The organism is Chryseobacterium sp. SG20098 (assembly GCF_031844745.1).
In the GTDB taxonomy this organism is placed as follows: Bacteria; Bacteroidota; Bacteroidia; order Flavobacteriales; family Weeksellaceae; genus Chryseobacterium; species Chryseobacterium cucumeris.
In genome coordinates, this window is the sequence record NZ_CP134622.1 from 309,879 (window position 1) to 334,385 (window position 24,507).

General features: G+C 37.1%; 17 protein-coding genes. 8 read left to right on the top strand and 9 right to left on the bottom strand.

What is annotated here, in order from left to right; all coding sequences use genetic code 11:
• Positions 1-133 precede the first annotated feature (133 nt).
• From RHP76_RS01430 to RHP76_RS01450, 5 genes are all read right to left on the bottom strand, one after another.
• Entirely contained in the window at positions 134-382 is a 249-nt protein-coding gene (locus RHP76_RS01430) for a DUF6952 family protein (protein ID WP_002980002.1), read from the bottom strand.
• On the bottom strand, positions 382-690 hold the full coding sequence (locus RHP76_RS01435) for a thioredoxin family protein (protein ID WP_062670320.1): 309 nt from the start codon (positions 688-690) through the stop codon (positions 382-384). The genes RHP76_RS01430 and RHP76_RS01435 overlap by 1 nt, the downstream gene beginning before the upstream one ends.
• 125 nt (positions 691-815) lie before the next feature.
• The gene (locus RHP76_RS01440; protein WP_002980000.1) at positions 816-1,448 is read right to left on the bottom strand and encodes a peroxiredoxin; all 633 of its coding nucleotides are present in this window, start codon (positions 1,446-1,448) and stop codon (positions 816-818) included.
• A gap of 148 nt (positions 1,449-1,596) precedes the next feature.
• On the bottom strand, positions 1,597-4,536 hold the full coding sequence (locus tag RHP76_RS01445) for a M16 family metallopeptidase (protein ID WP_216444816.1): 2,940 nt from the start codon (positions 4,534-4,536) through the stop codon (positions 1,597-1,599).
• A gap of 33 nt (positions 4,537-4,569) precedes the next feature.
• Positions 4,570-5,763, bottom strand: coding sequence for a pyridoxal phosphate-dependent aminotransferase (locus RHP76_RS01450; protein ID WP_311229304.1), 1,194 nt, complete (start codon positions 5,761-5,763; stop codon positions 4,570-4,572).
• Between the two features lie 314 nt (positions 5,764-6,077).
• Between RHP76_RS01450 and RHP76_RS01455 the strand changes: the two genes are divergently transcribed.
• The 6 genes from RHP76_RS01455 to RHP76_RS01480 all read left to right on the top strand — a co-directional run bounded on the left by RHP76_RS01455 (position 6,078) and on the right by RHP76_RS01480 (position 14,367).
• Positions 6,078-7,415 (top strand): M20/M25/M40 family metallo-hydrolase, encoded by a 1,338-nt coding sequence (locus RHP76_RS01455; protein WP_311229305.1) that lies wholly within the window; start codon positions 6,078-6,080, stop codon positions 7,413-7,415.
• Positions 7,416-7,513: 98 nt separating this feature from the next.
• Positions 7,514-8,149, top strand: a complete 636-nt coding sequence (gene rsmG, locus RHP76_RS01460) for a 16S rRNA (guanine(527)-N(7))-methyltransferase RsmG (protein ID WP_062670312.1) — start codon at positions 7,514-7,516, stop codon at positions 8,147-8,149.
• 62 nt (positions 8,150-8,211) lie between these two features.
• On the top strand, positions 8,212-8,616 hold the full coding sequence (locus RHP76_RS01465; protein ID WP_120230850.1) for a hypothetical protein: 405 nt from the start codon (positions 8,212-8,214) through the stop codon (positions 8,614-8,616).
• Positions 8,616-9,152: a DUF922 domain-containing protein gene (locus tag RHP76_RS01470; RefSeq protein ID WP_062670309.1), complete on the top strand. Its 537-nt coding sequence runs from the start codon at positions 8,616-8,618 to the stop codon at positions 9,150-9,152. Before RHP76_RS01465 ends, RHP76_RS01470 begins: the two co-directional genes overlap by 1 nt.
• Positions 9,149-11,836 (top strand): PD-(D/E)XK nuclease family protein, encoded by a 2,688-nt coding sequence (locus RHP76_RS01475; RefSeq protein WP_120230851.1) that lies wholly within the window; start codon positions 9,149-9,151, stop codon positions 11,834-11,836. The genes RHP76_RS01470 and RHP76_RS01475 overlap by 4 nt, the downstream gene beginning before the upstream one ends.
• A gap of 167 nt (positions 11,837-12,003) precedes the next feature.
• The gene (locus tag RHP76_RS01480; RefSeq protein WP_062670305.1) at positions 12,004-14,367 is read left to right on the top strand and encodes a patatin-like phospholipase family protein; all 2,364 of its coding nucleotides are present in this window, start codon (positions 12,004-12,006) and stop codon (positions 14,365-14,367) included.
• Positions 14,368-14,469: 102 nt separating this feature from the next.
• Here RHP76_RS01480 and RHP76_RS01485 read toward each other — a convergent pair whose 3' ends face one another.
• The 4 genes from RHP76_RS01485 to RHP76_RS01500 all read right to left on the bottom strand — a co-directional run bounded on the left by RHP76_RS01485 (position 14,470) and on the right by RHP76_RS01500 (position 19,883).
• On the bottom strand, positions 14,470-16,428 hold the full coding sequence (locus tag RHP76_RS01485) for a T9SS type A sorting domain-containing protein (protein WP_311229306.1): 1,959 nt from the start codon (positions 16,426-16,428) through the stop codon (positions 14,470-14,472).
• A 158-nt stretch (positions 16,429-16,586) separates the two neighbouring features.
• Positions 16,587-17,765, bottom strand: coding sequence for an acyl-CoA dehydrogenase family protein (locus tag RHP76_RS01490; RefSeq protein WP_076594486.1), 1,179 nt, complete (start codon positions 17,763-17,765; stop codon positions 16,587-16,589).
• Positions 17,766-17,893: 128 nt separating this feature from the next.
• On the bottom strand, positions 17,894-18,682 hold the full coding sequence (locus RHP76_RS01495; protein ID WP_062670299.1) for an NUDIX hydrolase: 789 nt from the start codon (positions 18,680-18,682) through the stop codon (positions 17,894-17,896).
• 16 nt (positions 18,683-18,698) lie between these two features.
• Positions 18,699-19,883 (bottom strand): MFS transporter, encoded by a 1,185-nt coding sequence (locus tag RHP76_RS01500; protein WP_082798687.1) that lies wholly within the window; start codon positions 19,881-19,883, stop codon positions 18,699-18,701.
• A gap of 166 nt (positions 19,884-20,049) precedes the next feature.
• On the opposite strand from RHP76_RS01500, the gene RHP76_RS01505 reads away from it, so the two are divergent.
• Both RHP76_RS01505 and RHP76_RS01510 read left to right on the top strand, forming a co-directional pair.
• Entirely contained in the window at positions 20,050-22,968 is a 2,919-nt protein-coding gene (locus tag RHP76_RS01505) for a SusC/RagA family TonB-linked outer membrane protein (RefSeq protein ID WP_311229307.1), read from the top strand.
• 9 nt (positions 22,969-22,977) lie between these two features.
• Positions 22,978-24,507 carry a RagB/SusD family nutrient uptake outer membrane protein gene (locus RHP76_RS01510; protein ID WP_062670293.1) on the top strand — a complete coding sequence of 510 codons (1,530 nt, stop codon included), beginning with the start codon at positions 22,978-22,980 and terminating at the stop codon, positions 24,505-24,507.

Below are 24,507 nucleotides of genomic sequence, written 5' to 3' on the forward strand. Positions count from 1 at the left end.
AAGTCCTCTGAAGTACATTTTACAGTTGAAAAAAAATTCTAAAGAATAGAAAAAAGTATAGTAATGAGGAGAACCTCAGGTATTGTATAGTTTGTGTTTTTACAGTCTTTAGATTAAAAATAATCGAAAGAAGTTATTTGTCAATTGATCCTAAAACCTTCTGAGCAAAAGAGTTTAAAGCATCTTTCTCGCTCATTCCGTTTTGTACATTAGCGTGAACTTCCAGCGCTCCGCAGATGTTGGTAATCAATTCTCCTGCAACATTCAGATCTTCTTCACTTGTTCCTCTGAACTCGCAGAAACTTTCCAGTACTTCTAATGTTTTTTCAAGGTTTTCAGGAGTCTGATTCTGATAAAACTGTCTGATTACGGGTAATTTCATTATGCTAATTCATTAAAAAGATTAATTAAACTTTCTGCCTGGTTAGACTGAACCTGGTTCACCAGTTCTCCGTTTTTAAAGATGGCGAAAGTAGGTAAGTTGTCTACTTTTGCTAATTTTCTGCTTTCAGGAAGCTTTTCAGCATCTACATATAAAAATGGAATAGAGTCATTTTCAGATGCTAATTTTTTGAATTTCGGCTTCATGATTCTGCAGTTTCCGCACCATGTTGCGCCATATTGAACCACTACTTTTTCGTTTTCGTTAACTATATTCTGTAATGTATCTTCGGTTAATTCTGTGTACATAAGTTTATTTTTAAAAAATAAACAATGTAACAATCTGAAAAATTGACCAATCTAACAATTCAAGAAATGACTTTTCAAATTGTTATACTGTTAGATTGTTACATTGTTATATTTAAATTAAGATATTAATTTTTTGCTAAGTATTCTGCTGTAGAAGTTCTGTCAGCTTTCATAGCTTCTTTTCCTTCTTCCCAGTTTGCAGGGCATACTTCGCCATGTTTCTGTACGTGAGTGTAAGCGTCGATTAATCTTAAGAATTCTTTTACGTTTCTTCCCAAAGGCATATCGTTTACCGCTTCGTGGAAAATTTTTCCGGTTTCGTCGATAAGGTAAGTTGCTCTGTAAGTTACGTTAGAACCTGTGAAAACTTCATTTCCATCTTCATCATATTCGAAGTCCTGATCAACAATTCCCAAAGTGTTAGCCAATTGTCTGTGAGTATCAGCTAAAAGTGGGTAAGTTACTCCTTCAATTCCTCCGTTATCTTTTGGTGTGTTCAACCAAGCGAAGTGTACTTCGTTAGTATCACAAGATGCACCGATTACTTTAGTGTTTCTTTTTTCGAATTCACCTAACGCCTCCTGGAAAGCGTGAAGTTCAGTAGGGCATACGAAAGTGAAATCTTTAGGATACCAGAATAAAAGAACTTTTTGCTGGTTGTTTACTGCTTCATCAAGGATGTTGATTCTTAAATCGTCACCCATTTCAGACATTGCGTCAATTGTTAAGTTTGGGAATTTTTTTCCTACTAAAGACATAATTTTTCTGTTTTTATATTTAAATTTCTAATGCAAATATATGAAAGATTCATCTATCGAACAAACTAAAGTTGATAAATAAAATCTATAATTGTTTTTGGTGTGTTGTTAAATAAAAAAGCCCTGATATCAGGGCTTTTTGTTTATTTTAATAACCAAATATTTCAGTTAAATTAAGTTTTTTTACTTCGCCTAATTTCTGCATATCGGCCTCATTCACTTTGTCTTGGGAAGCGACAAGGCAGTAGGTGTAGTTCTTATTTTTCATTTCCTTATCATGGAATGAGTTGATGTCTGTGAAAGACAGTTTGGGTGCCTGTTCGTAAACATTTTTTCTCATATCAAAGTTGTTTCCAAGCTTTTGAGATTTCAGATAAGAGAAGATGATTCCATCCTGAGTAATTCTTTCAGAAGCGATTGATTTTTTCAATCCACTTTTCGCTGTTTCGAATAACTGCTCAGACTTTGGAAGGGTAGTCAGAAGCTCATTCATAGCCGTTGTAGACTCATTGAATTTGTCTGCCTGCGTTCCTACATACGCCATCACCATATCTTTGTCTGTCTTCTTACTTGGAAGTGCAAAATAAGAATAGGTAGAATAAGCAAGAGCTTTTGATTCTCTGATCGTCTGGAATACAATAGATCCCATTCCGCCTCCGAAATAGTTGTTGAATAAGCTTACCGTTGGAGTAGTGGATGCATTGTATGGGTCAGAATTTCTTACCCAGAATACTTCTGCCTGTACCATATCATAATGAGCAAACAATACTTTGTTCTTGTCTGTCGGGATCTGCGCAAAAGTTTTAGACTTAGGAAGATCTTTCAGGGTGGCAGGAAGTTTGTGGACAGGTTTCAAAGCTGCTACCACATCATTTCCTGATTTTGGACCGTAATACAGTACTTTGTGCTTGAAATTGAACAGTTCATGAAGAACATTAATTAAGTCTTCTGCTTTTAATGCATCAAGTTCAGCATCGCTTAATACATTGTTGAAAGGGTTTTGAGGTCCGTATTGTGCATAGCTTCTTAATCCGGCCATAATTACTCCTTTATTCTGTTTTGCGTTCGCTCTGGCTTTCTTCAACCTAACTTTGTAAGCATCAAGAGCAGCCTGATCTGCCTGACAGTTTTTGATTAAATCTTCAAATAAAGAAATGGTTTTGTCAAAGTTTTCATTTAAACCTTCCAGTGATACATAAGTTTCCTCGTTTCCTGCACTCACATTGAAGCTTGAGGCAAGTTTGTAGAATTCTTTACTGATGACTTCAGAAGACTTGTCTTTCGTTCCTAAATACTGAAGATATTCCGCGGCCAATGGAAGGATTTTGTTGTTCCATTTTCCTGAATCAAAGTGATAATACATTCTGAATAAAGCATTATCAGTATTTTTTACAGAAAGTACCTCTACATCAGCTAATTTGTTTTTAGCGATGTCTTTGTCATAATTCAACCATACCGGAGCGATAGGGTTTTCAGGCATTTCATCAATCTTCTTAAGGAAAGGAGACTGGTCTTCTCTGTTAACGGAAACCGGTGTAATGGTTGGTTTGTCAACTTTTACAATACTCTTGTCTTCACCTTTTCTTTTGTAAACAGCAACGTAGTTATTGTTCTGAAGATATTTGGACACAAAATCCATGATATCTTTTTTCGTCAGTTTTGAAATCTCATCAACATACTCAAGCGATGCTTTGTGATCAACCTCAGAAGTGAATTCATCCATCAGGATGCTGGCTCTTGAAGAATATTTTTCATCCTTCTGAATAATACCTTTCTTCTCGTTGTTGACGATAGACTGGATAAGGTCGTCAGAAAACTCGCCCTTTCTCAGTTTATCAATTTCCTGAAGAAGAAGATTCTTTACTTCATCCAGAGACTGTCCTTCAGTAGGTTTTCCCTGTAAAAGTAAAACGGAATAATCTTTCAAAGCATAGGCTCCGGCATAAGCTCCCAGTAGTTTCTGTTTTTTTACCAGATCAAGATCGATCAATCCTGCTTGTCCATTAGTAAGCATGTTTCCAACAAGATTCAGCATTCTGGCATCTTTGGTAGAAGCTCCAGGAAATCTGAAACCAAGCATTACGTTTTCAGGATTCGGTCCTACCACTTCTTTTACAATCGGAGCAGTGATCGGTTTTTCCTGTCCTACCTTATATTCAGGGATCGCTTTAGGCTTCATATAAGAGAAAGCCTTGTCAATTTTTGCAATCACCTCATCCGGATTAAAATCTCCGGACATGATGATTCCCATGTTATTAGGGACATAATAATTGTTATAATATTCTCTGATCGCATGCAGAGAAGGGTTTTTCAGGTGTTCAATGGTTCCGATGGTGGTTTGCTTTCCGTAATTGTTGTTAGGGAAAAGGTTGGCAAACATCGTATCAAAAACTTTATCTCCGTCATCATCAAGAGATCTGTTTTTTTCTTCATATACTGCTTCAAGCTCAGTATGGAAAAGTCTTAGAACCGGTTCCCTGAATCGTTCAGCCTGTACTGCAAGGAATTTGTCAAGAACATTCGCAGGTACATCTTCCGTGTACACCGTTTGTTCAAAAGAAGTGAAGGCATTGGTGCCGTCAGCTCCCATACCAGCCATCATTTTATCGTATTCATTTGCGATTGCAAATTTTGCAGCCTCTCCGGAAACCCTGTCAATTTCTTTGTAGATTTCTTTTCTTTTGGCTTCATCCTTGGTCTGGTTGTACTTTTCGTAAAGAGCGTCAATCTGATCTAAAAGAGGTTTTTCTTTTGCCCAGTCTTTAGATCCAAACTGATTTGTCCCTTTGAAAAGCATATGCTCAAGATAATGAGCAAGACCTGTGTGGTCTGCAGGATCGGTTTTGCTTCCGGCTTTTGTTGCAATATACGTTTGTATTCTCGGATCCTTATTGGTGGGACTCAAAATAACCGTTAATCCGTTTTTCAAAGTGTAATACCTTGCAGAAGTAGGGTCGTTGGTCACGTATTTGTACTTGTAGCCATTGGAAGTCGCTTCTTTCCATTGGAAATCCTGGCCAAAAGCATATCCTGCGAAACTTGCAGCGGCAATACTTGTAGCGATGGTTAGTTTTTTTAACAGATTCATTGCTGTCGTGTTTTATTTTGGGTTATTAATTTGTTAATTGAATTTTTCCAATAAGTTTTTAATACGTTTCATAGCCTCTCTTAATTCCTCCTCAGAAGCAGCATAAGAGAATCTGATACATTCAGGACTTCCGAAAGAGAATCCGCCTACACATCCAACATGTGCATTTTCCAGAAGGAACATGGCAAAGTCGTCCGAGTTTTTAATTTCTGTTCCATCAAGGGTTTTTCCGATATAGTACGAAATATCAGGGAAGAAATAGAATGCTGCCTTTGGAAGCACCACTTTGAATCCCGGGATTTCTTTGATCAGTTCATAGACAAGATCTCTTCTTTTTTTGAAAGCGTCAATCATGTATCTGTATTCGGAAGGATCTGCTTTCAGCGCAACAATAGAAGCTCTTTGTGCTACCGTATTAGCACCGCTGGTCATCTGTCCCTGTACTTTTTCACAAGCTTTTGCCAGCCATTCCGGACATGCAGAATACCCGATTCTCCATCCGGTCATAGCAAATGCTTTTGACATCCCATTGATTACAGCTGTCTGTTCATATACTTCCGGAAACTGAGCAATTGAAGTGGTATTCGTTTCATAATTGATATATTCGTAAATCTCGTCAGAAATTATCGTTATCTGAGGATATTTGGCAATTACTTTGGCAATCGATTTTAATTCGTCATAAGTGTAATATCCACCTGACGGATTACATGGCGAACTGAAAAGTACAGCTTTGGTTTTCTCTGTGATAGCTTCTTCAAGTTGTTCTGCAGTCACTTTGAAATCGGTAACATAAGATGTAGGAAGTATTACGGAATTTCCGCCCATCATTTTTACCATTTCATCATAGCTTACCCAGTAAGGTGCAGGAAGCAGAACTTCATCACCATCATTGATGATAGCAGCCAAAACATTGATAATAGCCTGCTTAGCTCCATTGGAAACACAAATCTGGGTAGGTTTGTATTCCAGATTATTATCTCTTTTTAATTTATATGCAATAGCCTCACGCAATTCCAGAAATCCCGGAACAGGAGAATAGTGGCTGTAATTTTGATTGATGGCATCGAATGCTGCCTGTTTGATATTGTCCGGAACATCGAAATCCGGCTCACCAAGAGTTAAACTGATCACATCTATTCCGCTGGCTTTCATTTCTCTGGCTTTGTTTGACATGACAAATGTCTGGGAGTATCCTAATCTTTTTACTCTATCTGAAAGTTTATCCATTGTATTTTTTTGAATTTTAACAAATATATAATAAAAACGTGTTGTGGCGGTAATAAAAGTAAGGGTACTTTAAAGATTTTTGTCAGGTTTTAGTCAAATCTTCTGTTAGGTTATAAAAATATATTCTTTTGATGTGTGAGACTGATTTTAATCTTAATTTTAGTAAAAAAACTTAATTCCAGGAAGAAGATATTCAAAGTGGGAAAATGCTAAAACTGGGTACTAGTCCTATTGAAAGAGATTAAAATAAATTCTCATAAGGAATGATTTTGCAGCGTAGGGTTTTGTATCTTTAACAACCTAAGATCTGTCCTATGAAATATTCCGTTTTTTTATTACTGATTTCCTGTAGTGTTTTCTCGCAGAGATATTCAAAAGATGATGAAGTGAAAAAATATGTCTCGCAGGTGAATGAAGATTCATTAAAATCATATATCGGAAAGTTGGTAAGCTTTGAAACCCGGCATACCTTGAGTTCGATCGATGATCCAAAGAAGGGAATAGGTGCGGCAAGGAACTGGGTGATCAGGAAATTCAATGATTATGCTAAAAATTCAGATGGAAGAATGGAGATGTATCTACAGCAGGAAGATATTCAGCCGGATGGAAAGCGAATTGATAAAATAGTAAACCTTGGAAATGCTGTTGCCTTTTTGAAAGGAACAGATCCAAATGACAAAAGAATTTTCCTGATCGGAGGACATCTTGACTCAAGAGTAACTGATGTGATGAACAGAACTTCCGCAGCACCGGGGGCTAATGATGACGGCAGCGGGGTAAGTGCTGTGATAGAATCCGCAAGAATACTGAGCAAATCTTCATTTCCGGCATCTATCATTTTTGTGGCTTTTTCGGGAGAAGAACAATCTTTGTTAGGTTCAAAGCAATTAGCTGAGAAAATTAAAAGAGAAAATGGGCAACTGGAAGCTGTTTTGAATAATGATATGATCGGTAATCCCAAAGCAGGAGAAACAGGAGAGATCAATACCCGTATACTTCGTGTATTTAGCGAAGGTCTGCCTTACAAAGATCTGGATAAAAAAGCAATGGCAATCAGAAATCTGGGTTTTGAAAACGATAGTGAATCCAGGCAGCTGGCTCGTTATATCAAAGAAATTACAGAACAATATGTGAAAGGATTGGAAATTAAACTGATCTATAGGAATGACAGATTTTTGCGTGGAGGAGATCATACCAGCTTTGTGAATAACGGATTCCCCTCTGTAAGACTGACGGAATATTACGAAAACTATGATCATCAGCATCAGGACATAAGAATTGAAAACAATAAGCAGTATGGTGATCTTCCAGAGTTTATAGATTTCAAATATCTGAAAAAGAATGTCGCAGCCAATGTTGCCGTATTGGCAAGCCTTGCAAAGTCTACCTCGAAACCGGAGAAAGTTGAAATGGATGTGAAAGAGCTGACAAATTCAACAACTTTACATTGGGAAAAACCAAAATTTGGAATCCCCACAGGATATTATGTGCTGGCAAGAGAAACACACAGTCCGGTATGGCAGAAAAAAATATTCACCACTGAACTTTCTATGAAGATTCCACTTTCGAAAGACAATTATATTTTTGCGGTACAGAGCGTGAGCTCGTCAGGAAACCTGAGTGTTCCTGTTATACCAGGAATTGCAAAGTGATGAATTTTGCTGAAAAGCTGAGTTTGCAGCAGGACCAGGAAAAGTAGATTTGAATACAAGAGAAATAAAACTTATTTTTGCGGTTTATAATAATTCACATGTCTGCATCGTTACTATTAAAATATTTCCCGGATCTTACTGAAAAACAGAAAGAACAGTTCTCAAAACTGGAAAATCTGTACAATGAATGGAATGAAAAGATCAATGTAATTTCCAGAAAAGATATGGAATCCCTATATGAAAAGCACATTCTGCACTCGTTGGGAATTGCAAAAGTGATGGAATTTGCACCGGGAACAAAAGTTTTGGATATCGGAACCGGAGGTGGTTTTCCAGGAATTCCTTTGGCGATTCTTTTTCCTGAAGTAGAATTTACCCTGATCGATTCTATTGGAAAGAAAATCAGTGTAGTACAGGCTGTGGCAGACGGAGTTGGATTAACTAATGTTACCGCTATTCATGGAAGAGCAGAGAAGCTGAAAGAAAAATTCCATTTTGTAGTCAGCAGAGCAGTAACCCAGATGCCGGAATTTTTAAGATGGCTGAAGGGGAAATTTGAAAAAGAACAGTTTAACCCTAAACATAACGGAATTTTATATTTGAAAGGCGGTGATCTTGCTGAAGAGCTTGCCGGACTTAAATGTGAAATTTTCAATCTTAAACACTATTTTGATGAAGAATTTTTTGATACTAAAAAAGTAGTTTATGTATCAAAAGGTAATTTTAATTCCTGATTTTGATGTGAATAAGGAATAATTTTTGCTAACATTTGTTAATAATCAGAAAAGTAAAGGTTATGAAAAAACTTTTAAATATTGGATTTTCAGTATTCGTTTTAGGCGTGCTTCTGGTTTCGTGTGATGATGATAATTATCAAACCATTGAATCTATTGGTAAAATTAAAATAGACAGCGTAAAAATTGTCAATGATACCATGGATGTTTTTGCAATACAGAGCATCAAAACATATTCCACTTATCCATCTCATTGTGAGGGTTTTTATGGATATGATTATGTTTACAATACCAATCTGGAAAGAACGGTTACTTCCTATAAATATATTACCAACGGACCTTGTACACAAGGGAATTACGTTGGAGCGAATCAAATCAATTTCAGTCCTCAAAGAAAAGGTAATTATACTTTTAAATTCTGGAATGGAGGAAATAACTGGATCACAAAAACAATTGTAGTGGAATAATGAGATTGACTTTTGTACTATGTTTATTAGCAGCGCAAGCTGTAACCGGACAGAAAATTATCTGGGAAGAAGGTAAAAAATTAACATGGGATAACTTTAAAAGCCCGGTTAGCAAGAAAAAGAATCCTGATGTAGCAGCATATACCCATTGTGGCTGGGAGTTTTATTCTGAAAAATCTTCTGATCCGAAGGCTCCGGTTACGATTACCATCAAAACCCTTTTTCATGAAGATAAATCCTGGAAAGATGTCAAAAGAATGGATGATTATATTCTTCTTCATGAGCAAAAGCATTTTGATATTGCAGAATTATTTGTGAGAAAATTCAGAAAGGCTGTTGCTGAAAAAATTAAAAATTCTGGAGATTATAATAAATATTTCAAAGCCATTTATGACGGAATCGCTATTGATTATAAAAACTTCCAGATGTCCTATGACGGCGAAACCCGTCATGGAATTGATAAAGAAAAACAAACCGAATATAATCAGTTGATTTCTGAACAACTAGATAACTTAAAAAGCTATAAAACCCTTTGAAATTCCTCAATAAGATCATCCACGAACTGCTGGCACAAAACACTGACCTTTCTGCGTTTAATATCATTCTGCCCGGAAAACGTCCCATTGTGTTTATCAGACAAATTCTGGAGGAAAATAACTATTCAGGGTTTCTTCCCAATTTTTTTACGATTGAGGAACTCATCAATAAAATAGCAGATCATCAAACTATTCAGGGGATTCCGTTGTGGCTTTTCTCTTTTGATGTGTACCGAAGCCTGAATCTTATCCCCAGAGATGATTTTTCCGATTTTCTGAAATGGTTTCCCACCTTACAGAAGGATTGGGATGATATTCTCAAATTCTCAGATAGCGATCAGGCAGTTCTGCAGTATATGTTTGATGAGGAAAGGATTAAAGAATGGGCTCAGGATCTTGGAGAGGATGATGATGTCCCAAGAAAGAAGTTTCTTAATTTCTGGCAGAATATGAACGTTTTTCTCCCTGTTTTAAAGGAGAGACTACAGGAGAGAAACTGGGCTACTTCCGGAATGATTCATGAGGCGGCTAAAGCCAGGATTGCCGACTTTGCAAAAAATACCAAAGAAGAATTTGTTTTTTGCGGCTTCAATGCCTTTACTCCGGTAGAAGAAAAGCTTGTAAGAAGCCTTTTGCAATGGAATAAAGCGCAGTGTTTCTTTCAGGCTGACCGTTATTATTTCGATGACGAGAGACAGGAAGCAGGAAAATTTCTGAGAAATCATAAAACCTGGAAAGAATTTGATGATAACAGATCTTTTCAGTGGATAGAAGACGATTTTAACCAACCTAAAAAAATTAAGGTATACGAAGTGTCCGGGAATGTAACCCAGACCAAAGTATTGCCTGAAATCTTTAAAGAGATCAATAATAAAACCTACTCCAATACAGCAGTAGTACTACTGGATGAAAATCTTCTTCCGGCCAGTCTTGATGTAATGCATGGTGTTGATAATTTGAATATTACAATGGGATTCCCGTTGAAAAACTTATCTTTCTCCAATGCCGTGAAACGTCTTTTCTATCTGCAGAAACAATTGGAAAAAAATAAACTGTCTTATTATTACAGAGATGTTTTCCCCATTTTGGAGGAACTGCCAAAATCTGTAGAAGATGAACAGATTATCAATGATTTTAAAGCCAAAGTAGAAGAACGGAATATTGTTTATATTTCCAGGAAACTTTTACATGAACTGCTAAGCGGGCTGTCTTATTATGGACTTCTTCAAAAAGCAACAGGAACCAACGGTTATCTGGATATGCTTATTGAGTTCTGCCAGCAGGTAAAATGGCTTGAAATAGACGATATTCAGTATGAAAATGTCTCTCACTTTGAAAATGCATTCAGAATCATCAAAAACCAGCTGACTCCTTACAATATTGAGATCAAAATGGAAACACTGGAAATCCTGATCAACCAGCATATCAATTCTGAAAGTATCGATTTTCAGGGAGAACCTCTGAGAGGACTTCAGATCATGGGATTACTGGAAACGCGTCTCCTGAACTTTGAAAACGTTATTCTGCTTTCCGTCAACGAAGGAAAACTTCCCCTTGGAAACTCTCAGAATACCTATATTCCTTTTGATATCCGAAGGTTCTTCGATCTTCATACTTTTCTTGAAAATGACAGCATTTATGCCTATCACTTTTACAGACTGATTCAGGATGCGAAGAATGTACATTTACTATACAATGCTTTAAGTTCCGGAATCAATACCGGAGAGAAGAGCCGTTTCATTACACAGATCGAAATGGAAAGTTCTCATGAGATCGAACATCTCATTATTGAAAATTCCTCTGAACCTATTGCCACCAAACCGATAGAAATTTCCAAGACACAAATTGTACAGGAACGTCTTCAAAAATGGAAGGAAAAAGTATCTGCTTCCCACCTGACGAGTTATCTTTACAATCCGATTGATTTCTACCTTTCCAAGATTTTAAATACTTCGGAAACGGATGAAATTGAAGAAGAACTATCGATAAAAAATTACGGAAATCTGGTTCATTATTCACTTCAAGAAGTGTATGAGGTGTTAAAGGGTAAGGTTTTAAAAGAAAGTGATTTAAAGAATTCAGTTAAAGCAGTAGATGAATATATAAATATTGCTATTGAAAAACTGAAGCACCAGCCGGAATTTTATGAAAAAGGGATGAATTATATCCATAAGGCCATTGCTAAAAAGGTCATTGAAAATGTGCTGAATCATGATCTTGAACTCATAAAGCAAGGTAATAAACTGGAGATTATTGATATCGAAAGAAGGTTTGAAAACATCGATTTTCCTCTTGATGGAAATGATAAAATTTCTTTCTTCGGATTCATTGACAGGATTGATAAACTGAACGGTACTCTGAGAATTATTGATTATAAAACCGCCAGGACTAAAAATCTTACTGTAAAGATTGATCAGGATAACGTAGATGAATATTTCCATAACAGCGACAGGAAACAGGCCCTTCAGCTTTGTATTTACCATTACGTAGTACAGCACCTTCCTGAGTTTTGGGGTTTCCCGATTGAAACCGGAATCTGGAGTTTTGCAGATGCTAAAAAGGGAATGGTTGCCCTGCAGTTTGATAAAGGAAATATTGATGATGCCATGAAATCTGTAAAAAGCCTTATCCTGGAAATCCTGAATCCGGATATCAATTTCGTGGAAACGATAAAAACATATTAAAAATTTTAGTCTTAGTATATTTTTTCTCTCTGTTTATTCTTAATAAATAAGCTGGCTTAGAATCGTTTACTTCACGAAATGTTGTGATAAAGCAGGTAACTTTTTGTGTATCTTTACTACTTATTAAAAACTTATAAAGTTTAAATCAGATACATTAAGCAGTACCAATGAAAAAGATCCTGATATTTTTAGCCATTGCTTTTTCTCTCATTATCAAATCTCAGCAAAAGAATGATTCCCTGAATATTGCGCTTCAGAATGTAACCAAAGATACTAAGTTTGGCCTTGCGCTCAGTGGCGGCGGTGCAAAAGGATTTGCCCATATCGGGATTTTAAAAATGATCGATTCATTGGGAATCAAAGTCGATTATATCACAGGAACCAGTATGGGAGGGATTCTGGGAGGCTTATATGCAATGGGATATAATGCTGACCAGTTGAAGCATACCATTTATAAAATGGACTGGAACAGAATTCTGAGTAATAAAATTCCTTACAATAAAGTCAATATCAGTGAAAAAGACGAATATGATAAGTATATCCTTGAATTTCCGGTAGTCAAAGGATTTCCCACACTTCCAAGTTCTTATATTGAAGGGCAGTACATGGGAGAAGTTCTTAATACGCTTACTTTCAACGCAAAGCATATCAACGATTTCAGTAAACTGAGGATTCCTGTGCAGCTTACATCTTCCGATATTGAAAACGGAGGTCTGGTGATGCAGAAAGAAGGATCATTACCACTGGCTATTCGATCTACGCTGGCTATTCCTGCCGCCTTTGCTCCTGTTTATATTGATGGAAAGCTTTTGGTTGATGGCGGTCTGGATCGTAATTATCCGGCCAATGAAGTTCGTGAGATGGGTGCCGGTTTTGTGATCGGAGGCTACACCGGATTCAGACTTTTTACGAAAAAAGAGATTGAAAATCCGATGAAGATGATCTATCAGACTCATGCGATCCGCTCTGTAGAAGATTTTAAACATCAGAAAGAATTATCAGATATTCTGGTCGACTTTGTAGATCCACTGGGAGAAATTACAACGAAAGATTTTGCCAAATTCAGAAGGATCATAAAAATAGGAGAGACTGAAGCGAGAAAACATCTTCCTGAGTTTGTAGCTCTGGCAGAAGCTCAGCGAAAAGCCGGAATTACGTATGAACATACGATGATTGAAGAAGTGAAACTGCCTACCACTAAATTTACTTTTAACGAAGAAGACGGAACACCCATTACAGATGCGGCTGAAATTGAAGTACTGAAAAAGCAGATGGGACTTACGGAAGGGAAGTATTACGATGCAAAAACGGTTAATGAAGCCATAGACCGTGTATTTGGAATGCGCCAGTACGTTAAAGTGTACTATACCTACACGAATGTAAATGATGGTCTTGTGATGAATGTATTTGTGAAAAGAGCGAAAAAAGGGGCATTTAAACTCGCGCTGCACTATGATACGGAACAGTCCGTAGGAATTATTGTCAATTATACATACAGAAATATTCTTCTCAACCGATCAAGATTTCTGGCAACAGTGGATATTTCGGAACGTTTCAAAGCTAAACTTGCTTACCAGCAGTTCCTGGATAGTGGAGAACGTTTATGGTTGGATCTGGAAGCCAAGATGGTTCACCTGAAAAGTAATGATCTGAACTTCAGACTGTATGATATCAGTGAAGATGGCGGTGACCGTTTTCCTAACCATATGTACCGTAATATAACCGGAAAAATTGCACTGAATTATAACATCAATCCTAATGCTTATCTATCTCTGGGAACGGAATTCAGTACGGAAAGAATGTACAGTTTACTGGATAAGGTGGATCAGTCGAAAGTAGATAATTACAGTAAAAAGCTCTATAATCACAGCAATTTCAATACTTTCCTGAAATTTGAACAGAATAATCTCAATAAAAGATATTTCACTACAAAAGGGAATCATCTGCAGGTGAGTACGAGATTTTATTACGGAGATCGGTATGAGCTTTATGATCTGAACACTGTGCAGCCTCTCCTGTATCTGATCCTTAACCCGAAAGAATCTTACTATTCTGAGCCTAAAAACCTTGTTTCATTTACATTGAATGAGAACTTTTTCTATCCCATCACAAGAAGACTGACAGTAAAAGCGAATGTGTTTCTAGGAACGAGTTTCGGTTCCAAGAAAGAAGATAAAGTTCCGTATTTGTTTTTGAATCAAAAGTATAACCTGGGTGGGAGTGAATATAATTATGATCTGCTAAGCCCTGAATTCAACGGGCTTCGTCAAAAAGAACTTCCGATGACTTCTGTGGCTAAGGCTGCTGTGTCATTCCAGTACAGAATTATGAAAAAACTCTATCTTACTCCTTCATTCAGCTATGGAAAGGTGAGTGAAGAGTTTTCTCCTTTTAATGACAGTTTTGATATGTTTGGGTACGGATTGAACCTGGGCTACGAATCCCTTATCGGTCCTATCAGCATGAATATTTCCAGAAACAGTCAGCTTGATTTTTCAAGGATCTATTTTAGTGTCGGATTTAAGTTTTAAGGATATACTCCTTTATAATGCTTTTAAATGATCGAAGCAAAAAGCACTTCATTGCTGAAGTGCCAAAATTAACTTGAAATGAGATATGAAGAGTGATTGTTTTTACAGTTTTACTTTCTTATTAATGGTTTTTCCATTAGAAAGGGTGATTTGTACTAGATATACACCCGGTTCAAGATTTCGGGATTCAAACAACGGTTTGTTTACTTCCTGCTGAATAATCAGAGCGCCGGAAATGTTATAAACGCTGATGTTTTTAATATCATTGCCGGATTTAGCTACAATTTGTTGTCTCTGCGTATAGATATCAGTGTTATTTTCTGATGATATTGTTCCTCCCACCGCTTTACTGAACTGAAGATTGTAGTAAGGAGTAACAACTTCAAACGTATAGTTTTTGCTTTCCAGATCATGAATATTGATTCCTCCGGTTTCCCGATACTGTTTTTGGGAAATACTTTTGATCATGGTTTTATTTTCATCAAAAATATGTACAGCAGTAAGTTCCTCCTGATCTACTTTTAATTGCAAAAGGGATGCATTCACAGATTGTACAATTTCGTTTTCGGTAACTTCCTGAGGTGTGTTTTTGATGTATGGAATTATTTTATTTTCATTGTTTTCTGATACTTTCAATAAATAAACTCCATCTTTTAAAGTTGATAAATTTTGGTTGCTGGCTGTCCTGCTCTGGACTTTTTCTTTATTGAAATCTGTAATTTCTACCAGTTGCATATTGCCCAGATCCGGTTTGATCTGTGAAGACAGAAGGGAAGGTTTTTCAGATGTTTTTTCTGCTGATTGTTTACCGAAAATTGATCCTGCAATCGCCCATTCATTAAGAAGGCCGCCGCTTCTCAGGGTATTGAATTTCGCATTGGAAGCTAGTGTAAAAGGAAGAATTCCTCCCACATGTCCCAGTGGTCCCCAGTAAAAAGAATCCAGTTTATACTTATTAAGATCCCACCATGGATAATAGCCACGCTGAACATCAATAGTTTTAGAAGTATTTTCAGGCGGAATCGCTAGATCGACAGTTGAATGCCCCAATGTCATGGGCGTTTTATTATACCAGTTGTATACATCCTTAGGTTTCATGCATAGCCTTAGCTTGTTATTGGGATTGTTGGTAACATCATTGACGAAACTGGTGGTAAAGAGCTTTCTCCATATAACAGGCCCCCACAAAAGTCCGCCGTTATCCTGAACAACATGATAGTTGTATTTATCGAGGTATTCTGCAGAAATAACTTCTGAAATGTCATTATTATAGGTTTTATAACCTGTATTGTTACAGGTATGAAGTACATTCGCCAGGAATGAGGTGAACGGATAAATATCTTTTTCAAGGACTCCCTTATTTAAAGTTACTCCTGAGAAATCATACGGTCCGTCACCCATGTAGGCATATTTGAATTTTATATTATTGGGATTTGAAATGCTTAATCTTTTTAATGTAGACATCGCAGCATGGGCGCCCTGAGAATATCCGGCTAAGAAATATTCGTCATAACGTTTAATATTGAGTTGTGCCAGTACTTTATTCGCTGCGGTTATAAAATCTATGGTAGCACCCGCTTCTGTGACATAATCTACATAAGGGTGAGTACCATCTCCAGTTCCCATCCCTACGTAGTCGGGCGCCATCAAAATATATCCGTTGAGTACATAGGATAATTCAACAACAAATCCTGCTGTTAAAGCCCCTTTGAAATTAGACGGAACATTATTTCTGCTGTCTGTTGTTCCGTGATCGGATACTACTGTTGAGAGTTTGAAAGGTACGTTAGGGTACATCAATAGTCCTGTAGCTTTTACAAGAACATTGTTTTCATTTTTGGTGTAATAGGTAATTTTGTAACCTTTCAGTCCAAGATTGAAACTGTTCAGATAGTTGGCAAATTCCGGAGCATTCTGATCACCAAGATTATTGGCGATAAAATTGATAACTCCTTGTGGTGTTAAATCCAGTTTCTGCTCGGCACTTACAACATCACCAGCCTGCTGTGCAAAGTAAAATGATGCGGTAAGACTTAATAAAAAAGTTGTAATTTTTCTCATATTGTTTGTTTTTGTGTGGTATTAAAGTAATAATTTTAATAAAATCACAAAAACTTTATGATATCAATAATTATTCATTGAATATAAGATCTCTGCAAAGTGAGTAAACAAAAGAGTCTGACCATTGGCCAGACTCTCTATTTATATTTTTATCTTTTTTAGAAAGCGTTGATTCCTGTAATATCCAATCCGGTGATCAGTAAATGAACATCATGCGTTCCTTCGTAAGTAATTACAGACTCAAGATTTGCAGCATGTCTCATCATTGGGAATTCACCCATGATTCCCATACCTCCAAGGATCTGTCTGGATTCTCTGGCTATTTCAATAGCCATATGTACATTGTTACGTTTAGCCATAGAGATCTGAGCAGGAGTTGCTTTGTGAGCATTTTTAAGATTTCCTAACTGAAGACATAATAACTGAGCTTTTGTAATCTCTGTTAAGAATTCAGCTAATTTTTTCTGCTGAAGCTGATAAGAACCGATTGGTTTTCCAAACTGTTTTCTTTCTTTGGAATACTGAACTGCAGTACAGTAACAGTCAATCGCAGCACCTATTACTCCCCAGGAAATTCCATATCTTGCAGAGTTCAGACAAGATAAAGGTCCTTTCAGTCCTGTTACTCCCGGAAGCAGGTTTTCTTTCGGAACTTTTACGTTGTTAAATACCAGTTCTCCGGTTTTGGAAGCTCTTAAGCTCCATTTATTGTGAGTTTCAGGAGTAGTAAAACCTTCCATTCCTCTTTCCACAATTAATCCCTGTACTTTTCCTTCCTCATTTTTTGCCCATACTACAGCGATGTCGCATAAAGGAGAGTTCGTGATCCACATTTTTGCCCCATTTAAAAGATAATGATCACCCATGTCTTTAAAATAAGTTTCCATTGAACCCGGATCAGAACCATGGTTAGGCTCAGTCAATCCAAAAGAACCAATCATTTCTCCCGCAGCAAGCTTTGGAAGGTATTTCTTTTTCTGTTCTTCAGAACCGAATTCGTTAATAGGGAACATCACCAATGAACTCTGTACCGAAGCAGCAGAACGTACTGCAGAATCTCCTCTTTCCAACTCCTGCATAATCAGACCATAAGAAATCTGGTCTAATCCTGAACCGCCATACTCAACAGGGATATAAGGTCCCAGCGCTCCGATTTTACCCAATTCTCTCATAAGATTAGGAATATCTGTATGATTTTGAGCGGCCTGATCTATCTGCGGCATTACAAAACTTTCAACCCAGTCTCTTACGGATTGGCGGATGAGTTTATGTTCTTCAGTAAGTAAAGCATCAATTCCATAATAATCAGGGATGCTTGTAAGAGGATAATATGACATGATTTTTTGATTTGGTTAAAAGTAACATTTTTCGTGATGTCTAGAAAATTTTTTTAAAAACTTGTTTTACTATTGATTCTCAGAGGGCTACTGTTACTTTGTTTATGATTTTAGTTAAATTTATATTTTTATGACTCCTCATCATTAGAGATAGGATACTGATTGGTAGAATTATGAACTTTAGTTTTAAATTTATACAGATAAGGAGCTTTATTGGCCGAGCCGTCATAGAGTTTTTCCATTCTGTCCAGAATATTTAAACTTAAAATTTTCCGCTGAAAATTATTTCTTCTGAATTTCTGTCCTAAAATAGTTTCATAAAGAGCCTGAAGGTCTTTCATTGTAAATTTTTCAGGAAGCAGGTTACTTGCTGCAACCTCTGTATTGATATTCATTCTCAGGTATTCAAGACCTGTCTCAATAATTCTGTCATGGTCGAATGCCATTTTAGGAAGGTTGTTGACTTCAAACCATTCACAGCTTTCATTGAAAGCGTCAGGGAAAGTATCAGCCAGAGAAAAATCAATAAGGCTGCAGTAACCTACTGTGATAAAACGCTGGAAGATCCAGTGATCTTCAGGAACGGTTATTCCTTTATTTTTAAGGAGAATCTGATGTACATTGTTCTCTGTACGGTCTATTCTTCCGAAGGTGTGAAACTGTTTCAGAAATAACCCTTTAAGATGTGTTCTTTCAAACAAAACCCTTTCAGCAGCTTCTCTCAGGTCTTCATCATTAAAAACAAAACCACCCGGAAGTGACCATAGATCCAGATCATGATATTTTAAAAGCAAAACTTTCAGAATGTTATTATGAAAGCCGAATATGGTGCAGTCAACGGAAATATGCGCTACGAAATCTTTCGTGTCAATGAGTTCCTGTAGCGTTTCTTTACTTTTTGTGTCTTTAATTTTCATGGCAGTAAAAATAAAACTATTTTCTATTTGTGACAGTAAAATATATAAAACTAATCACAAAAAGCAGAATTACAGAAGATAAGATGTATAATGGATAATAATTCAACAATTGTTTTTCAAACAAAACAGCCATAATAATAGAGCTTACAGAGCTGCCAAGAGAGGAGAAAATAACAATAAGAGAGGTGAAAAGATTAATCTTATTTTTATCCACCTGCGCAATCATTCTTGAATTGATCACAGGGTAGAGGGGTGAAAGAAACAAGCCAATAACCGGAAATAAAAAAAGTAAGAATCTCGAATCTTCGGAATCAAAATACTGTATTCCCAGTATAATGATCAGTAAGGTGATAATAAGAGCCATACATGTAATATAATATCTGGGCAGTGAAAACCTTTTGATGATATTGGCAGTAACCGTTCGTCCGGCATAAGAAAAGACGGATAGAAAAGAAGTGGCCTGAAGCGCAAAAAAAGAATTGACCTTCAAATGGTTTTTGTAAAAAGAAGGAAGCCATGAATTGAATCCTTGTTCTACAAAGACGATAAAAAAGACCACTCCTAAAAACAAAGCTACTGCAGGGGTAGTAAACCCTGATAATTCTGAGAGAATACTTTTACTTTCCATAGGTTTTGACTCTACTATTTCTATCTTCGAAAGCAGAAAAATAGTCAACACAGATAATAAAGCAATCAGCAAGAAACCAAACTTCCAGAATTCAGAATACTGGCTGGAAATCACCCATCCAAAACCCGTATTCACAACGAAAATCCCGATCATAAAAGAAGCTTCTACGCTATTCATGGTCTTTGCAAGGGATTTTTCATCCGAAATATTATTCCTTATAATCCCAAAAACACAGATTTTACCAATAGCGAAGCAGGCTCCTATAATCGCAAACCACAATTTATAAAACCAGAAAACCTTTACAAAAGGAAGAAGGCAGGAACAGAATCCAACAATGGCCAGGGCAAGGATCAATGCCTTTTTAGGTCCTGTCTTGTTGATAAAGCTCACTGCAAAAAGCGAAATAAAAGCAATAGGTAGATCTTTAAAAGATTCTAAAAGTCCCAGTTCTCCATAGGTGATTTTCTCTTCTGACAACTGCAGAATCACCAGTCCCATACAGTTTAGAACCATTGAAAAAATAAGAAAGGTAAGTTTTAACGGAAGAGAAATTTTTGAAGGCTTGACGATCATTTTGGGAGATAACTTTATTAATTTTTTATGAAATATTGATGCTAAGATAGGGCTTCTAACCCTGAAAAATAAAAGAAAAATTAAAATATTTATGAATAGAATGTTAATTAATTAAAAAAAAATATATTTTTATTGTCTCAATTTGAGAATTAAACAATAACTGTATATGAATGTAAGAATATCAAGAAGCGTAGGAGTGGTTGCCGTCCTCTATTTTACGGCCAACTTCAGTGCCCAGACCACCAAGGTGAAGGACACACTTGCGAAAGAAAACAAAATAGACGAAGTGGTAGTCATCGGTTACGGTACCCAGAAAAAGAGTAACGTAACAGGAGCTATTTCCAGTGTAAGGGCGAAGGATATTGAGGATATTCCTTCAGGAAAGCCTGAACAGGTCCTTCAGGGAAGGGCGGCAGGTGTTTCTGTGGTGACCAATTCCGGACAACCTGGGTCTGCAGCTACAGTAAGGGTTCGTGGTGTAACAAGTTTTGGTGCAGGAAGTAATGATCCTTTGTGGGTTGTGGATGGAATTGTTGTGGATAATATCGCATGGCTCAACCAGTCTGATATAGAAAATATGGAAATTCTGAAAGATGGTGCCTCCGCAGCGATCTATGGGGTTTCTGCAGCTAAAGGTGTTATTCTTGTAACGACAAAGAAAGGGAGAAAGGGAAAGATGAATTTAACCTATAATGGTTTTTACGGGGTGGGATCGGCGTCAAAAAAATTGGATCTTTTGAATGCCAGCCAGTATGGAACTATTATTAATGAAGCTCTGACTAATGCTGGAAAGGCCCCGCGTTTTACTAATCCTCAATCTTTTGGAGCCGGTACAGACTGGCAGGATGTAGTTTTCAATACTGCTGAAAGAAAGTCTCATGAATTCAGTCTGAGTGTAGGAAATGACAGATCTACTTTTTATTCTTCTTTTGGATATTATGAACAGGACGGAATTGTCCTGAAGGATATTTCAAATTACAAAAGGATGAATGTAAGGCTGAATTCTACCCATAAAGTTTTTGATTTCCTTACCATTGGACAAACATTCTCCTATACCCACCAAAAGACGAAAGGAGTTAATGCCAATGACGAATTCGGAGGTCCTTTAAGTTCAGCGATCAATTTAGATCCTATAACACAGGTAGTGGTTACAGATCCTGCCTTATTGAATACAAGCCCATATAATAATGCAGGTATTTCTCCTTATCTGATTAGAGACGCTTTCGGAAATCCGTATGGTGTATCAACTATTGTAGAGAATGAGATGACAAATCCATTGGCATTCAGACAAACTCAGCTTGGAAGATACAACTGGTCTGATGATTTTGTGGCGAATATATTTGCAGAGTTAAAGTTTTTACAACATTTTACTTTCAAAACTACTCTTAACGGAAAGCTGTCTTATTGGGGAAAAGAACAGTTTACACCCAAATATTATCTTAATACCAATTCAAGAAACACAGTATTTAATAGCTTCTTAAGGGAAAGCAATAGAAAGCTTGAATGGAATACGGAAAATACATTAACGTATCAGAATAAATGGGGAAATCATAATTTGAGTGTATTAATTGGACAGGGAGCTTACTTTTATAATATAGGTTCCGGAAATAATACCACCTATATCAACCTGCCGGTTAATAACTGGGAGGACGCGTCCTTTAATTTTGATGTTCCTCAGGAAAATCGTTCAACGTCAGCTTATGACGGGGTTGAAACCCATAAGGCCTCTTATTTTGCCAGAGTGATTTACGATTATGAAGATAAATACCTGTTTACCGGTACTATCCGTAGAGATGGTTCTTCTAAATTTGCAAAAAACAGACATTGGGGGAACTTTCCTGCTTTCTCTTTGGGATGGAATATCTCCAACGAAAATTTCTGGCCGGAGAATAAGATCGTTAATACCTTGAAGTTCAGGGGAGGATATGGTGTTTTAGGTAATGATGCTATTGAAAACTTCAGGTTTGCCAACTTCCTTAAATCAGGAAGCAATTATACCTATGGTGATAATAATATCATTATCGGATACGCTCCAACTACTCTTGAAAACCCGGATCTTCGCTGGGAAGAGACTTCTCAGTTGAATATTGCTGCCGATTTGAAATTCTTAAATGATTTTACTTTGACAGTGGATTGGTTTAAGAAGAAAACAACGGATATTCTTCGCCAGGTAGATATTCCTGGATATGTAGGTGCTCCGGACAGACCTTGGAGAAATGTGGGGGATATGAACAATACTGGAGTTGAAGTTAATCTGGGATATAAAAAGACCTGGTCTGATTTCGGAATTTCAGTAAATGGTAACTTCTCCTATTTAAAGAATGAAGTAACAAGACTTGAAGATGATAAAATCTACGAAAACTTTGCATCTTTCCAGTCTATGGGACCAGTAACAAGATTCCAGGTGGGCTCACCTTATGGAGCTTTTTATGGATATCAGAATCTGGGTATCTTCCAGACACAGGCAGAAATTGATGCCTATAGAAATGCCAGTGGTGGCCTGATACAGCCTAATGCCAAGCCTGGTGATTTCAAAAGACTTGATGTAAATGGCGATGGTAAAATCAATCAGGATGATTATGCATATCTGGGAAGTTCTGTCCCTAAGTTTACCTATGGTTTAACATTAAATCTTAATTATAAGAACGTAGATCTGATGGTGTTTTTACAAGGTCAGGGCGGAAATAAGATTTTCCAGGGTCTCAGAAGACTTGATCTGTTCTACAGTAATTACCAAACTACAATTCTTGATCGATGGACAGGGCCAGGCACTTCAAATACGGTGGCAAGATTGGATGCCGATGATAAAAATGAAAATTACACCAAAATGTCCGACTATTATCTTCAAAAAGGAGATTTTATGAGAATTAAACTGGTTCAGCTTGGATATACACTGCCGGTAGAAATTTCCAAACGCTTTGGTGCCAGTAAAGTAAGGTTCTATGTAACAGGAGAGAATCTTTTCACTTTTACAAAATATACAGGATATGATCCTGAAATTGCAGTTAATGATTCCTATGGTATAGATAGGGCATATTATCCACAGGCCAGAACATTCATATTTGGTGCTAACATTCAATTTTAAAAAACAGACATGAAAAATAGATTCTATAAAGCAATAGTACTGATCGCACTTACATCAGGTATTGGATTCAGTTCCGTATCTTGTGGTGATGAGTTCATTGAAGATGTACAGAATAAAGGAGCTTTTGACTCCAATAACTACTTCCAGAATGAAGAGCAGTCTTTTAGTGCGCTGGTATCAGTGTATGACCTGCTAAGAAAATATTCTGGCGGGTTTGAAAATACGGTCACTTTCTTTAACGCAGCTTCCGATGATTTCTATTCCGGTGGCGGAAGTCCTACAGATGGTACCGGAATACAAAGTTTTTCCAACTATTCTATTGATCAGATCACTGTTCCCAAAACCTACTGGAATGATTTCTATCAGGGAATTGCCAGAGCAAATCTCCTTATTCAGAGAATTCCGGGTGCTAAAATGAATGATCAGGTACGCAAAAGATTTATTGCTGAAGCTAAAACGCTGAGAGCACTTTACTATTTTGAGCTGCTGAAAATGTTTGGAAATATTCCTCTTATCTTACAGCCTATTACAGCAACCGATGATTATTATAATATCCCTCAGACAGAGCCTCAGAAAGTGTATGAGCAGATTGAATCAGATATTGTAGCATCCATCAATGATCTTCCATTATCTATTGCACCTACTAACAAAGCAGAGGTAGGAAGGATAAGCCAGGGGACAGCCAGAGCTATCCTGGGAAAAATTTATCTGTATAACAATAAGAAAGATCTTGCTGCAGCCCAATTTGCAGAAGTGAACGGAACACCGGGACAAGTCAGCCAGTACGGATATAAATTAATTGCTAATTATAATGACCTGTGGAGACAGGACAACAAATTCACCACAGAATCTATTCTGGAAGTGATGCATACCAATAAAGGAAATTCAGACTGGGGCTTCTGGGGTCAAGGAAAGGATGAAGGAAACTCTATCTGTATAATGATAGGACCGAGAGGATACGATAGATTAAAGACTACAGCACCTGATATTGTTTCAGGATGGGCATTTAATACTGCAACAGAAGATCTTTATAATTTCCTGAAGGACGATCCGAGAGTGAATGCCACGATCCTGAACGCAAAACAACTGACTGCAAGCGGAGAGATCAAATATTCACCCGCTCATAATGATACCGGTTATTTTTTGAATAAATATCTTCCCAGAAGAGATGAGGTATCCAATCTTCCCGGAGCTCCGGAGCTAAACTACAGCAGGAATTATATCGTAATCAGGCTGGCAGATACTTACTTAATGGAAGCCGAAGCATTAAACGGCTCAGGTGCAAGAGCCCAGGCTTTATTGGATGCAGTAAGAGCCAGAGTTGGACTGCCTTCAGTACCAGTAACACTGCAAGCTGTTAAAGATGAACGCAGACGTGAACTGGCTGGTGAAGGGCACCGATGGTTTGACCTCGTAAGATGGGGAGAAGCACCTTCCAAATTAGCATCTAGAGGATTTAAACCCAATAAGAATGAACTTTTACCTATTCCTTATAATGAACTTCTTAATACGAAGATCAAACAAAATCCTGGTTACTAA